The sequence below is a fragment of the Dactylosporangium sp. CA-233914 genome, assembly GCF_050942935.1.
Taxonomy (GTDB): Bacteria; Actinomycetota; Actinomycetes; order Mycobacteriales; family Micromonosporaceae; genus Dactylosporangium.
This window is the reverse complement of the sequence record NZ_CP192030.1, coordinates 1,866,672-1,879,793: the sequence shown is the minus strand read 5'-3', so window position 1 is coordinate 1,879,793 and position 13,122 is coordinate 1,866,672. Positions and strand designations below refer to the sequence as shown.

Sequence of the window (13,122 nt, the reverse complement as noted above, 5' to 3'; positions counted from 1 at the left end):
ATGGCTCCCGGACGCTGGTTGCCTGGGGGACATGGATGACGTGATCGTGCTCGGGGCCGGGGTGATCGGCCTGACCTGCGCATTGCGGCTCCTCGAGCGGGGCGCGCGGGTGCGCGTGCTGAGCGCCGACGAGCCCACCCGGACAGTGTCGCGCCTGGCCGCGGCGGTGTGGTACCCGACCCATACCGATGCCGACCCGCGCGTCCTCGCCTGGGCGCGCCGCACGTACGACGAGCTCATGGCCCAGGCCGCGGACGGCGTACCAGGCGTCGCGCGGCGACCGACCCGCATGGTGCTGCGCCGGCCCGCCGACATCCCCTGGTGGGCCGCCGCCGTGCCGGACTTCACCGTCGTGCCGGGCGCCACGGCCGAGCCAGGCGCCACGGCCGGACCGGGTGAGTGGCGCTTCACGGTGCCGTCGGCCGAAATGGAGGTGTACCTGCGATGGCTCGTCGAGCGCGTCGCCGACTCGGGCGGCACGTTGGTGCGCGGGCGCGTCGAACGGATCGCGGACCTGGGCGGGCAGGCGGGCACGGTGGTCAACGCGACCGGGCTCGCCGCCCGTGTCCTGGCGGGCGACGACGCGGTGTTCCCGGCCCGGGGGCAGATCGTGGGTGTGGCCAACCCCGGCCTCGTGACGTCGCTGCGGGACGAGGAGCATCCGGGCGGCATGACGTACATCCACCCGCGCTCCCGTGACGTTGTGCTCGGCGGGACGTTCGAGGCCGGTGACTGGAACGAGACCCCCGATCCGGCCATCACCGAGGCGATCCTGCACCGCTGCGCCGAGCTGGAGCCCGCGCTGGCCGGGGTGCGACCGCTGTGGGAGGCGGCCGGCCTGCGCCCCGCGCGGCAGGGCGGGCCGCGGCTCGAGCTGGACCCGGCGCCGCTTCCGGGCGGCACGCGTGTCGTGCACTGCTACGGCCACGGCGGCGCGGGCGTCACGCTGTCGTGGGGCTGCGCCGACGAGGTCGCCCGCCTGGCCGGCTGAAAGCGGTCGTGGACCGGGACGCAACGCACGGCCGACGGACGGGATGCCGCAGGAGGCCGGCGCGAAGGCGCTGAGCGTCGACGGCGCCGCGCGAGACCGGCACATCGGGATCTCGCCGAAGCCGGCATCGTCTTGTGGGCGACAGGCCACCGCGCGAGCGCGCGGCCAGCACCCGCTCGCCGGACAGGGCGAGCGTGAAACGCGAGGGCCTACACACCCGCGCGCTGGACCGGGAGACGAGGTGAAGCGCGAGAGCTTACACGCCCGGGCGCGGGACCGGGCCGGCGGGAAGGACATATAGCGTTACGCCACCGCGCGGGCGTGTCGTCGGCGCACCGGCATGCCGGAACAGGGCGGCATGCCGGTGCGACGTTGACACGCGACCGCGCGGTGGCGAAGGACAGAGGCCGGGCGGGACGTCAGGCGTCGCGGGTCTTGAACAGGTACGCCGCCACGGCCAGCAGGAGTGCCGTCCAGCCGGAGAAGACCGCGAACCCTTGCCACTGGGTCAGCAGCGCGCCCGCAGGCAGGGTCGGCTCGAAGATGAGCCGGCCCGCGTTGGTCGGCATCCAGGCGTTGACGTGGGCGCCCCAGGAGCCCGGGAGCAGCTGCGTCAGCTGCGACACGATGAGGATCAGGCCCAGGACACCGGTGATGGCGCCCGCGGTGTGGCGGACGATCGCGCCGAACGCCAGTGCGAACAGGCCCAGCATCGCGATGTAGAGGCCGGCGCCGATGACGGAGCGGGTCACGCCAGGGTCGCCGAGGCTGACCGGGATGTGCTCGGCGATGATCGCGCGGCCCAGGAAGAACCCGCCGAAGGCGAGCGCCTCGCCGACCACAAGCATGAGGGCGGCGAAGACCAGGATCTTCGCGGTGAGGACCGTCAGGCGGCGCGGTTGCGCCTGGAGGGTGGAGCGGACCATGCCGGTCGTGTACTCCGCCGAGATGACCATCACGCCGAGAACCGCGATCACGAGCTGGGCGATGAACACGGGGCGGGCCAGGACGATTTCCAGCGGATGCCGGGCGAGGTAGTCATGGTCCGAGGCGCCGGCCGAGTCCCACTGACGCATGATGCTCCAGGCGATGACGGACATGAGGCCGATCGCGATGCCCGCCATGGCGACGATCGACCACACAGTGGAGCGCACCGTGCGCAGCTTCGTCCACTCGGAGCGCAGCATGCCGGGCAGGCCGGCTCGTGGCAGTACCGAATAATCGCTCATCGCTTCTCTCCTGGCACGGCGGCGTGGTACTCCACGCTGTCCTTGGTCAGCTCCATGAATGCCTGCTCCAGCGACGCCTGCAGGGGCGAGAGCTCGTGCAGGCGGACGCCGTGGTCGAACGCCAGGTCACCGACGCGCGGGAGCGGCACTTCGGTGATGAGCAGGGCGCCGTCGGGCTCGGGCGTGGCCTTGCCTCCCGCGGCGATGACGAGTTCGGCGAGGCGGCCGGGCTCGGGCGTCCGCGCGCGTACGGCGAGCGCCGAGTTGCGGTCGATGAACTCGCGCACCGTGCAGTCGGCGATCATTCGGCCCCGGCCGATCACGAGCAGGTGGTCGGCGGTGTGCTCCATCTCGGACATAAGGTGGCTGGAGACGAGCACGGTGCGGCCCTCGGCGGCCAGGGAGCGCATCAGGTTGCGGATCCACAGGATGCCCTCGGGGTCGAGGCCGTTGACCGGCTCGTCGAACATGAGCACCTTCGGATCGCCGAGCAGTGCGGTGGCGATGCCGAGTCGCTGGCCCATGCCGAGCGAGAAGCCCTTGGAGCGCTTCCGCGCGACGCCAGCGAGGCCGACGATGTCGAGCACCTCGTCGACGCGGCGGCGCGGCAGATTGTTGCTCTGGGCGAGGCACAGCAGGTGGTTGTACGCGCTGCGGCCGCCGTGGATGGCCTTGGCGTCCAGCAGGGCGCCGACCTCTCGCATCGGGTTGTCGAGGGTGGCGAAGGGGCGGCCGTTGACCGTGACGCTGCCCCCGGTGGGCGCGTCCAGGCCGAGGATCATGCGCATCGTGGTCGACTTGCCCGCCCCGTTGGGGCCGAGGAACCCGGTGACCTGCCCGGGGCGGACCGTGAACGACAGCCGATCGACGGCGACGCGTTCGCCGTACCGTTTCGTGAGGCCGATCGCCTCGATCATCGTGGTGTCCTTCCGCTGACTCGGCCGGCCCCCGCGCGGGCGCGCCGTCGCAGCGAAACTAGACGGGTGTTGCTGTGGCGAGGCTAAGAGATGCTGTGACGCCCCTCAGCCGCGCGTGTACGTCATGTCGAAGTCCTTGGCCCACGTGATGCCGTCCTTCGACATCTCCCAGTAGGCCGTGATGCGATTGCCGTCGGCGGCGATGGTGCCGGTGAAGCGCTGATTGAAGCCCTCGGCCGCGCGCCAGATGCGCCATATGGCGCCGTCGACGTCCATGCCGTACGACCGCAGGACGCCGCGGGAGTCGGAGTACAGCATCGTGAAGGTCTTGCTCCCGTCGTCGTAGCCGATGATCGACGTCGTCGGGAACGGCGAGTTCTCGAGCCATTCGCGCGGCACGTCGTCGCCCGGTGGGTCCGCGTCCGCGCGCTGGACCAGGAACTCGCCGTCGTCTGCCCATGCGAAGCTCGCCCAGCCACGCATGGTGATCTTGCCGTTGACGGAGGCGACGGTGTCCCACATGCCCAGCAGGGACCCTAAACGCCGCCGTACCTCGCTCATCGCCGCTCCCCGGATTCTCGTTCCCGCCAGAACATGAACCCGACTTATACACTAGGCGCCCGCGCGCGGGCTCCACCCAGCGGTCAGTTGCGGACGGCCGCGAGGAGCCTGTCGCACTCGGCGATGAGGCGCCCGCGCAGCGGTGCGGCGCGCTCGGCGAAGCCCCGCTGCGCCTCCACGTAGCGCGCGCGGCCCTCCGGGGTCTCGATCCGCACCGGGTCGTAGCCGAGGTCGGCCAAATCGTAGGGAGAGGCGCGCATGTCGAGCGTGCGGATGTCGCGGGCCAGCTCGAAGCCGTCGCCGATGAGCTCGGCGGACACGAGCGGGGCGAGCTTGTACGCGTGCTTGTAGAGGTCCATGTTCGCGTGTAGGCAGCCCGGCTGCTCGTTGGCGGCCTGGGCCTCCCGGGTCGGCTGCAGCAGGTTCAGTGGTCGCGCGGGCGCGGTGTAGAAGCGGAACGCGTCGAAGTGGCTGCACCGGATCCGGCTCGCCTCGACGACGGCGTCGGTGCCGGCGGCGCCCAGGCGCAGCGGCCACGCGTTGTGCCGCAGCTCGTCCTGGGTCTGGCGGTACACCATCGCCCACTCGTGCAACCCGAAGCAGCCCAGGTGCGGCGTCCGCCCGGCCGTCGCGACGAGCAACTCCCGCACCCACGCGATCGCGTCCGCGCGGCGGGCGGGGACGGTGACCGCCTCCGCGCCCGAGCCGGAGAGCACGACGCCCGCGCCCGGATGCCAGCGGCGCAGCTGGGCGGGGCGATACGAGTAGTAGGTGAACAGGAAGTCCTCGACGGGGTGCTTACGCCCGGTCCGGCGGCGGGCCAGGTGCGGCTCGATCCACGCGTCCACGCGCGCCTCGTGGGCGGCGCGGCGCGCCTCCCAGGTCGGCTGGTCCAGAACGGTGAGCTGCACCGATCAAGTTTACGGAGAGGTAGCGTCGAAGCCATGCGCAAGCTCTGTGCTCTGCTGCTCGCCTGCTTGCTCCCCCTCGCCGCCTGCTCGGACGTGTCCAAGGACCCCTCCGAGCCCGCCCCCGCGCGGCCGGGTCCTTCGAGCCCGAACGGTTCCCCGAGCCCCTCGGGGCTCGGCCAGCCGACCCAGGTCAAGGTGACCGTGCCGGCCGGGCTCGCGTCCGCGCCGTTCAACCAGGATCGGCACCTCCAGCTGCCCGCCGGCTGGACCGCCACGGTCTACGCCCGGATCGACAAGGCGCGCTTCATGGCCCTGACGCCCAGCGGCGACCTGCTCGTGTCACAGCCGGGCGCCGGAAAGGTCCAGATCGTGCGCGCGGGTGCGGTGTCGCAGTTCGCGACCGGGCTGCGCCAGCCCCACGACATGGTCTTCGCGCCGGTCAACGGCAGGACGTACCTCTTCATCGCCGAGTCGAACCGCGTCGTGCGGTATCCGTACAGCAACGGCGACCTCAAGGCCCACGACGGCGAGGTCGTCGTCGACGGCCTGCCCGACACCAGCACACCTGAGCTGCGCGGCCAGTACGCACACGTGCTCAAGAACATCGCCGTGCACGGTGACACGCTGTACGTCTCGATCGCCTCCACCTGCAACGCGTGCGTCTCCGACACCGTCAGCGACCCGCAGCGGGCCGCGATCTACACCTACGCCGCGGGCGGCACCAACGCCTCGCGGCGCCTCCTCGCGCGCGGCATCCGCAACGCCGAGGGCCTCGCGTTCCGCCCGGGCACCGACGAGCTGTGGATCGTCGTCAACAACCGCGACAACACCCTGGTGCCGGACGACCGCGACGTCGACGGCGACGGCAAGTCCGACAAGGGCAAGCGGATGTCCGAGTTCGTCGACGACTACCCGCCGGAGGAGTTCATCAAGGTCCGCGACGGCGGCTTCTACGGCTGGCCGTTCTGCAACCCCAACAGCGACAACGGCCTGCGCAACATGGGTTTCCTGCGCGACTACGAGCTCAACCGCGACGGCTCGAAGGCCGACTGTGCCAAGGCCGACCCGATCGACCTGGGCTTGCCCCCGCACAGCGCGCCGCTTGGCCTGACGTTCTTCAACGGCGCGGCGATCGTGCCCCTGCACGGCTCGTGGAACCGCACGAAGCCGGCCGGGTACAAGGTCCTCTACATTCCGTGGACCGCGTCCGGGCCCGGCGATCCGGTCGATCTGGCAACCGGCTTCGTGGCCGCGGACGGCAAGTGGTGGGGACGGCCGGTGGACGCCGCGGTCGACACGGACGGAACGCTGCTGATCAGCGACGACGGCAGCGGTACCATCCTGCGCCTGACGCCTCCGCGCGCGGGCTGACGCCTTCTTTCGCCACCACGCGGTCGGGTCGCCCGTGCGGCCCGGCCGCGACACGCCAACGCGCGGATGTGAGGGCGCGGGCGCGCGGGCACCGGACCGGCGGCGCCGTGGCTGCGGCGGCGGAGTGGTGCGGGGACGGCCGCGTGCAAGCGTGGCAGTCGCGAGCACGGAGCGCTAGGACGCGCAGGCGCGTGGGTGGAGGGGCTTGGCGGATCAGCCGGGGCGGGCGATCCGGGCCGGGCTGCCGTCGGCGTTGTGGAACGTCACGCCGAGTGGTCCATTGTGGACTGTGAGTTCGCCCGGGGCGGTGACGCTCACGTCGAGCTCGCCGTCGGCGATCTTCAGGCCGCGGATCCGGAAGGCGCCGACCGGGGACGGGGCCAGCGGGGCGAACATGATGCGGCCGGCCGGGACGTCGACGTCGAGGCCCAGCAACGCGACCAGGATCGCCGGTGCGGCCGCCGCGGACCAGGCCTGGGGGCGGCAGGCGATCGGGTACGGGGTCGGCAGGTCGTCGCCGCCATAGAGCTCCGGCAGGCGGTACTCGAAACGCTCGGCCGCATCCAGCAGCGCGCCGATGATCGCCGACGCCTCCGCGTGGTGGCCGGCGCGGGCCAGGCCCAGCAGGGCGATGGCGTTGTCGTGCGGCCAGACGGAGCCCAAGTGGTAGGAGAGGAAGTCGTACCCGGCCGATGCGGGCGCGGCCGTGCGGAGGCCGAACGGCGACCGGAGCTCGGCCAGGCGGTCGGCCACGGCCTCGCTCTCCCCCGGTGTCAGCAGCCCGGTGCCGAGCAGGTGCCCCATGTTGGAGGCGACGAGGTCGACACGTGCACCGTCGCCGTCCAGCGCGATCGCCGGGTAGCCGCCGGGGCACCAGAACCGCGCGCGGAAGCGCTCGGCGAGGTCGTGCGCCCAGTCGCGCCAGGTCTTCGACTCCGCGCCCGCGCCGGGCTCGGCCTCGTCCGGGAACTGTTCGAACAGATAGGCCGCGTCGAGGGCGGCCCGGTAGGCGTACGCCTGGACCTCGCTCAGGGCGATCGGGCCCCGCGCGCGCCGGCCGTCGGCGAACTGGACGGCGTCGGCGGAGTCCTTCCAGCCCTGGTTCGTCAGGCCCTCGCCGCCGGTGTCGTGGGTGACGAAGGCGTCGTGGCGCGCGAGCCAGGCCAGGGCGCGGCGGACGTTGGGCAGCAGGGATCGGACAGTCTCGACGGGCATACCCCAGCGGTACGCGTCCGCGAGCGTGCTCACGAACAGCAGCGTCGCGTCGACGGTGCCGTAGTAGAGCGGGGGCAGGCTGTGGCCGGTGGACTCGCGGCGTAGCTCGTGCAGGATCCGGCCCGGCTCCTCCTCCGTCGCCGGGTCGTGCCGCTCGCCCTGACGGGCCGCGAGGGCGCGCAGGGTGCCCGCGGCGACATCGTGGCCGAGCGGCAGCGCCAGCCTCGCGGCCCAGAGGGCGTCGCGGCCGAACAGGGTCAGGTACCACGGGCTGCCGGCGGCGTAGTACGCGTCCGCGCCGTCGGTGCGGCGGAGGGCATCCAGGTCCTGGACGCTTGCGCGGACCAGCGCGTCCAGCCGGCGGTCGGACGAGGCGACCCGCAGGGTGCTGAAGCGCCTGGGGCGGGCGACCGGGGGCCGGTCGGTACGGGTGATGCGCAGCTCGGCGGACCAGGTTCCGCGCGCGGGGACGATGGCTCGCCAGAGCAGGGTCGCGGCCGCGCCGTGCGCGTCCGCGCGGGTGGTGATTCGGGCGGGCGGGGCCGTTTGGATGCGAACCGACATGCCGTCGGGGGCCTGCCAGTCCAGGTGGGGCATGGGGTCGGCGGGCGAAGACGGAGCGGGGCAGGTGGGCGGTTCAGCGGCGCGGCCCGCGCGGACGGTGCCCAGCGCGGCGAAGTCGGTGGCGGCGCGGACCGCCACGTCCACCTCGATCGCGGACTGCGACGCGTTGGCCAGGGTGATCGTCTCGGTGCCGCCGGACGGCTCGGCCAGGCGGCGGAGGGCCGCGGTCAGGGCGGGCACTTGCGGTACTGCTGAAAAATGCGCGGACGCGGCGCCCGTGCGGCGGACCGTCAGCGTGACGGGCTCGGAGCCGTCCAGCGTGACGGCCAGGCGGGACAGGACGCGGCGGTCCTCGACGTAGAGACCGTCGGGATCTTGTTCCAGGCGGCCCGACGGGGCCGACAGCCACGTCGCGGGGGCGGCCACGCAGGTGATGCGGTCGTGGGTGTACGGCTCGGGCATGGGGCGCTCAGCCGCCGATGACGTTGACGGCGCGGGCGACCACGAGCAGGACCGTGACCAGGGAGATGACCGACTCCCCGACCATCAGCATCTTGGCCCACGCCGACATCGGCAGGGTGTCGGTGGGGCTGAACGCGGTGGCGTTGGTGAAAGCCAGGTAGAAGTAGTCGAAGAAGCCCGGTTCCCAGTCGTGGTGGGCCAGTTGGGGGACCTGCATCTGGGTGAAGAGGAAGTCGGGGTGCGGGGTGTCCGCGTCCGCGCGGGCGGCGGGGCCGCCGCGGTCGCCCTCCCAGAACCACAGGGCGAAGACGATGACGTTGGTGAGCCAGATCGCGGCGCCCCACAACAGCAGGTGCTCGGACGGGACCTCGCCGTGGGTCTGGGTGAAGAGGGCGCGTACGAGTAGCCCGACCGACCAGGCGGTGACGAGCGTCAGCAGAACGGCGAGGCCGATGCTGAGCGGGCGCAGGATGCGGGTCTCGCGGTTGATCCGCGTCGGGTTGACCACGACGATGCTCAGCAGCAGCGCGCCCTCCAGACCCGGAAGCAGCCAGCGCGGGCGCGGGGCCAGGTCGGCGGGCAGTACCAGGTGGATGACGATGGCGATCGCGATGACGAGCGCGGCGGGCCAGCGCTGTTCCGCCTCCGTGCGGCGCAGCCAGCCGGGCGCCTGGGCGGGCTTGCCCGGCTTGGGCGTTCCGTTGGAGCCGAGGTCCAACGCGGGCGGCAGGTCACTCACGGCAGCCAACCGTAGACCTGCCGTCGCGCGGTGGCCAGCGGGACGGCCCGCGTTTCGCGATGCGCCTGGCCGGGGCCGGCGCACGGACGCGGGCGCGACGACGCGCGGACACGAGGACGTGGGGACACGAGAACGTGGGGACACGAGGTAAGCCGACAAGACGGCCCGTGTTTCGTGACGCGCGGACGCGCATGCGCGGTGGGGGAACCTCGTGGAAGCGTGGTCAGGTGAAGAGGTGGTAGAGCTGCCAGGTGATCGCTGCGATTCCCGCCAGTGCCAAGGCGCCCAGGTAGGCCAGGACGAGGCGGGTGTCGCGCAGGATGCACTTGGAACGGGTCAGGCCACGGCGGCGGGCGCGGACGTAGCCGGCGAAGCCCAGCAGTGCGAAGCCGAGCACCGCGACCGGGCCCAGGAGCCAGGCCAGGGCCGCGATCGTGGCGTAGACACAGAGACGGAGCGGGTCGTACGGGGGTGCGGAAGGCACGGACGCGGCGGACGTGGGGGACGTGAGCCGCGCGGACGCGGCGGTCGGATGCGGCACGGACACGGCCGCTGTGGCCGGCGGATGCGGCGCGGACGTGGGGGACGTGGCCGGCGGATGCGGCACGGACGTGGGGGACGTGTGCGGCGCGGACGCGGAGGGCTGGGGCGCGGTCATCGGGTCGCCTCCGATGTCGCGGCACGTGGGGAAAGGGGCAGCAGCGTTCGGGTCGCGCGCGGCAGGCGCTGGGCCGAGAGCGCCGGCCAGGCCTGGACCGCGCAGAACGGCGCGCATTGATGATCGTCCTCGCGGCGGGTGGCCACGTGGACACAGCACTGCAGCAGGCGCTCCTCGATCATCGTGTGCAGGTCCATGAAGGGCTTGACGGTGATGCGCTTGACGCGCTCGCCCAGCATCTTGCGCAGCCGGTTCCGGCCGCCCGGGAGCGAGGACGACACCAGGGTCGTGAGGGTCGAGATGCCCAGGTCGCAGTTTTCGCAGATGTCGCGCCACAGGGAGCCCACGTCCGGGTGGGACAGCGACGACTGCTCGGACAGCAGGCCCAGCAGGGAGTCCTTGACGGCGGTGCGCAGGGCGGCGGGCAGCTGGACGTCGGCGATGCGGTTGGCGACCAGGTCGGGCGCCAAGTCCAGGAAGGACAGGAGGCGGTCGTGGCCGATGAGGGCGGTCATCGACTGCCAGCGGCCCGCGTCGTCGCGCAGCATGTAGCCGACCGAGCAGCAGTGCGGGTGGGAGCAGGGCAGGGCGGTGAGGTCGCGCCACGTGACCAGGTCGCCGGTCTGCGGGCCCAGGCGCGCGAGGACGCCGGTGTGGGTGAGGCGGTTCATCGGGTCGATCGGGCCCGAACGGCCGGAGCCGAACTGGGGCTGCAGGGAGACGCCCCCGACGTACGGGGTGTCCAGGGCGCGCTTGACCACCGCGCCGATCTCGTCGTCGTTGACGCCCAGGGCGCAGGTCATGGTGAGCGTGGTGAAGATGCCGCGCGCGGAGAGACGGTCGACGGCCTGGTCCTTGAGGCGGCGTAGGTCGGCGCCGCGGTGGTGGCGGGCGGCGCGCTCGGACACGCCGTCGTACTGCAGGTAGACCTCGACCCGCTCCCGGTGCCGCGTGAGGAGGTCCAGCAGCGCGTCGTCGCGCGCGATGCGCACGCCGTTGGAGTTGACGAGGACCCGCACGACGTTGCGCGCGGAGACCTCGTCGAGGAGTTGCTCCAGCCACGGGTACAGGGTGGGCTCGCCTCCGGAGAGCATCAGCACGTCGATACGGCCGTTCTCGCGGGCGAGCTTGGTGTCGACTCCGGCGAGGACGTCGGCCAGGGGCACAGCGCCCTCGATCGCCGGCGAGGAGTCGGTGAAGCACGTCGGGCAGCGCAGGTTGCAGCTGTCGGTGAGGTCGGCCAGCAGGATGCAGGTGTGCTGGGTCTGCATCTCCGGCAGGCCGGCCAGGTACGCCGACGGGACCGGGGCGAAGTTGCCGGCCAGATCGGGGACGTGGGTCTTCGTGGGGGCGGTCCACTGCTCCAGGTACCGCAGGATCTCCGGCTCCTCGTCGTAGAGCGTGCGCACCAGCCCGTGGGCCGGGCAGCCCCGCTCGAGCCAGATCCGCCCGTCACGCTCGGCGAGCCAGCCCGACAGGCGCTGGACCGTCTCCAGTGGACGGTCGGGGTCATCGACGGCGCAGGACGGGCAGAACGCGTTGACGTAGCGATGGATGCGGTCGCCCCGTAGCGGCATTCCGGTGGTCATGACGATCCCCCCTGGTTGACGAGAGCGAGGCACACCCCGATGCCGACGACGGGGCAGACGAGAACGCTGGCGCCCCAGCCGATGAGCAGGCCGAGACCGAGACCGCGGTCCTTGCGCACGATCCACACGATGCCGAGGGTGAGGCACGCGGCGAACAGCGCCGCCTGGAGCAGGATCTCGAGGTAGAGGCCGAGCAGGGCGTTGTCGGAGTTGGCGCTGGAGCTGCCGACGGCGACCGCGGCGACGCCGATCAGGACAGACACGACCTGGGCGGCGAAGACAATGCCGATGCCGGCGAAGACGCGCTTCGTGCGGATCGGCCGCTCCGGACCGGGTGGGGGCGGGGGCACGGTCCAGTCGTGCTGCGGGGGAAAGCTCACGTCGGCACCTCCATTTCATTCGGTACCGTACGGTCGCGGGCGCCTCCGCGCGTGCGACGCCACGCCAGGCGGGTCACGGTGAGGGGCAGCAGCGCCAGCAGGAACAGCTGGGAACGGGTCAGGCCGGCCCATACGACCTCGTTGCCGCGCACGAACTCGACGCCGAACCGAAATGCGGCATAGGCGGCGAGGTAGTACGTGAAGAGGCGCCCGGGCGCGGTGACGCGCCCGCGCAGCGCGAGCAGGGCGGCGAACGCGGCGAGGTGGAACAGGATCTCGTACGCGAACGACGGGTGCAGCGGCACGTCTGCCGGGACGTGCATGGCCGCGGCGTGCGCCTCGTCGAGCCGGATGCCCCACGGCAGGCTCGTGGGAGTGCCCGGGGGCTCCGCCAGCAGGCAGCCGACCCGGCCGACGACCATGCCCGCGGCCACAGCCGGGGCGAACAGGTTGCCGGTCTTGTGCGGATACCCGCCGATCCGCTTGCCGATCAGGGCGCCCAGGTAGGCGCCGAGGAGCCCGGAGAGGATGCTGCGGTTGCCGTACGCCCACTGCTCCAGCAGCGTGGCGTTGTCCCGCGGGTCGAGGTGCTGCGCCCAGGTGCCCAGCCGCGCCATGATCGCGCCGCCGACGAGGGCGCCGGCCAGGACGTACCAGAGGCGCTCGTCTTGGGCGCGGCGCCGGCGGATCTCCCACAGCAGCACCAGGGTGGCGACCCCGACACCGAGCGCCACGAACACGTCGTGGGACAAGATCGCCACCGGCCCGATCCGCGTGATCACCGGGTGCATGGCTGCCGAGCCTACTGGCACATCGCCGCGCCGTGCGGGTCTTCCGCGCGGGCGCGGACACGACGAGCGCACGGCCCGCGACACGCCAGCGCGCGGACGCGGCAGACGCACGCAAAACTCGACGTGCGGGCGCGGAAGCAAGGGCGCAAGCACGGTGTGGACACGCGGGCGCGGAAGCGAGGGAGAGTGCGCGGGTGCGCTGGCGCGGGGCACATGCGCGGTGCGGGACGAGGTGCGGACGCAAGCGCGACGCGGACGCGCGGGCACGGTGCGGGACAGGGTGCAGGAACAAGATCGCCGCAGACGCGCGGGCGCGGTGCGGGACAAGGTGCGGACACAACCGCGCCGCGGACGCGCGGGCGCGAGCGAGGGCGCGGATGCGGGTGCGGGTGCGAGGACACAAACGCGGCGCAGGCGCGGACGCGCGGGCGAGGGTAGGGAGGGCAAGGTAGGGGCGGGGGAGAAAGAAGACACAGGCGCGAAGGCAAGTGAAGACGCACGGCGCAGGTGCGAGGACGCGCAGGCGCGCGGGGAACGCGCCAGGAGGCGTGAACGCGCGCGGGCGTGAGGGCGCGTCAGGGCGCGCAAGGATGCGAGGACGCGCAAGGACGCGAGGACGCGCGAGGACGCGAGAACGCGCAAGGACGCGAGAACGCGAGAACGCGCAAGGACGCGAGAACGCGAGAACGCGCAAGGACGCGAGGACGCGAGGCACCAGGTTGGTGGCGGAGTGTGAGGAAGACG

12 protein-coding genes are annotated in these 13,122 nt (G+C 72.4%); 2 read left to right on the top strand and 10 right to left on the bottom strand.

The window, feature by feature from the left end:
* Positions 1–31: 31 nt before the first annotated feature.
* The gene (locus tag ACQPY0_RS08530) at positions 32–991 is read left to right on the top strand and encodes an FAD-dependent oxidoreductase (RefSeq protein WP_432986643.1); all 960 of its coding nucleotides are present in this window, start codon (positions 32–34) and stop codon (positions 989–991) included.
* 419 nt (positions 992–1,410) lie between these two features.
* Here the strand turns inward: ACQPY0_RS08530 and ACQPY0_RS08525 are convergent, their stop codons facing one another.
* The 4 genes from ACQPY0_RS08525 to ACQPY0_RS08510 all read right to left on the bottom strand — a co-directional run bounded on the left by ACQPY0_RS08525 (position 1,411) and on the right by ACQPY0_RS08510 (position 4,609).
* Complete coding sequence (locus tag ACQPY0_RS08525) at positions 1,411–2,220, bottom strand: ABC transporter permease (RefSeq protein ID WP_432986641.1); 810 nt, start codon at positions 2,218–2,220, stop codon at positions 1,411–1,413.
* The gene (locus ACQPY0_RS08520) at positions 2,217–3,137 is read right to left on the bottom strand and encodes an ABC transporter ATP-binding protein (RefSeq protein WP_432986640.1); all 921 of its coding nucleotides are present in this window, start codon (positions 3,135–3,137) and stop codon (positions 2,217–2,219) included. Before ACQPY0_RS08520 ends, ACQPY0_RS08525 begins: the two co-directional genes overlap by 4 nt.
* A 105-nt stretch (positions 3,138–3,242) precedes the next feature.
* The gene (locus ACQPY0_RS08515; RefSeq protein ID WP_432986638.1) at positions 3,243–3,698 is read right to left on the bottom strand and encodes a hypothetical protein; all 456 of its coding nucleotides are present in this window, start codon (positions 3,696–3,698) and stop codon (positions 3,243–3,245) included.
* 83 nt (positions 3,699–3,781) lie between these two features.
* On the bottom strand, positions 3,782–4,609 hold the full coding sequence (locus ACQPY0_RS08510; RefSeq protein ID WP_432986636.1) for a 3-methyladenine DNA glycosylase: 828 nt from the start codon (positions 4,607–4,609) through the stop codon (positions 3,782–3,784).
* Between the two features lie 33 nt (positions 4,610–4,642).
* On the opposite strand from ACQPY0_RS08510, the gene ACQPY0_RS08505 reads away from it, so the two are divergent.
* A complete protein-coding gene (locus ACQPY0_RS08505) occupies positions 4,643–5,980 on the top strand; it encodes a PQQ-dependent sugar dehydrogenase (RefSeq protein WP_432986634.1) in 1,338 nt (445 codons plus the stop codon).
* A 213-nt stretch (positions 5,981–6,193) separates the two neighbouring features.
* Here ACQPY0_RS08505 and ACQPY0_RS08500 read toward each other — a convergent pair whose 3' ends face one another.
* From ACQPY0_RS08500 to ACQPY0_RS08475, 6 genes are all read right to left on the bottom strand, one after another.
* Positions 6,194–8,221, bottom strand: coding sequence for a glycogen debranching N-terminal domain-containing protein (locus tag ACQPY0_RS08500; protein WP_432986632.1), 2,028 nt, complete (start codon positions 8,219–8,221; stop codon positions 6,194–6,196).
* A 7-nt stretch (positions 8,222–8,228) separates the two neighbouring features.
* Positions 8,229–8,960: a hypothetical protein gene (locus ACQPY0_RS08495; protein WP_432986631.1), complete on the bottom strand. Its 732-nt coding sequence runs from the start codon at positions 8,958–8,960 to the stop codon at positions 8,229–8,231.
* A 223-nt stretch (positions 8,961–9,183) separates the two neighbouring features.
* Positions 9,184–9,618, bottom strand: a complete 435-nt coding sequence (locus tag ACQPY0_RS08490) for a hypothetical protein (protein ID WP_432986629.1) — start codon at positions 9,616–9,618, stop codon at positions 9,184–9,186.
* Positions 9,615–11,207: a radical SAM protein gene (locus ACQPY0_RS08485; RefSeq protein ID WP_432986627.1), complete on the bottom strand. Its 1,593-nt coding sequence runs from the start codon at positions 11,205–11,207 to the stop codon at positions 9,615–9,617. Before ACQPY0_RS08485 ends, ACQPY0_RS08490 begins: the two co-directional genes overlap by 4 nt.
* Positions 11,204–11,587 (bottom strand): hypothetical protein, encoded by a 384-nt coding sequence (locus ACQPY0_RS08480; protein ID WP_432986625.1) that lies wholly within the window; start codon positions 11,585–11,587, stop codon positions 11,204–11,206. Before ACQPY0_RS08480 ends, ACQPY0_RS08485 begins: the two co-directional genes overlap by 4 nt.
* The gene (locus ACQPY0_RS08475) at positions 11,584–12,378 is read right to left on the bottom strand and encodes a prolipoprotein diacylglyceryl transferase (protein ID WP_432986624.1); all 795 of its coding nucleotides are present in this window, start codon (positions 12,376–12,378) and stop codon (positions 11,584–11,586) included. The genes ACQPY0_RS08480 and ACQPY0_RS08475 overlap by 4 nt, the downstream gene beginning before the upstream one ends.
* Between the last annotated feature and the right edge of the window lie 744 nt (positions 12,379–13,122).

What these genes read in the sequence shown, in the direction of transcription:
- ACQPY0_RS08530 (WP_432986643.1), top strand. Translation starts at nt 32, where the DNA reads ATGGATGACGTGATCGTGCTCGGGGCCGGGGTGATCGGCCTGACCTGC.
- ACQPY0_RS08525 (WP_432986641.1), bottom strand. Translation starts at nt 2,220, where the DNA reads ATGAGCGATTATTCGGTACTGCCACGAGCCGGCCTGCCCGGCATGCTG.
- ACQPY0_RS08520 (WP_432986640.1), bottom strand. Translation starts at nt 3,137, where the DNA reads ATGATCGAGGCGATCGGCCTCACGAAACGGTACGGCGAACGCGTCGCC.
- ACQPY0_RS08515 (WP_432986638.1), bottom strand. Translation starts at nt 3,698, where the DNA reads ATGAGCGAGGTACGGCGGCGTTTAGGGTCCCTGCTGGGCATGTGGGAC.
- ACQPY0_RS08505 (WP_432986634.1), top strand. Translation starts at nt 4,643, where the DNA reads ATGCGCAAGCTCTGTGCTCTGCTGCTCGCCTGCTTGCTCCCCCTCGCC.
- ACQPY0_RS08500 (WP_432986632.1), bottom strand. Translation starts at nt 8,221, where the DNA reads ATGCCCGAGCCGTACACCCACGACCGCATCACCTGCGTGGCCGCCCCC.
- ACQPY0_RS08490 (WP_432986629.1), bottom strand. Translation starts at nt 9,618, where the DNA reads ATGACCGCGCCCCAGCCCTCCGCGTCCGCGCCGCACACGTCCCCCACG.
- ACQPY0_RS08485 (WP_432986627.1), bottom strand. Translation starts at nt 11,207, where the DNA reads ATGACCACCGGAATGCCGCTACGGGGCGACCGCATCCATCGCTACGTC.
- ACQPY0_RS08475 (WP_432986624.1), bottom strand. Translation starts at nt 12,378, where the DNA reads ATGCACCCGGTGATCACGCGGATCGGGCCGGTGGCGATCTTGTCCCAC.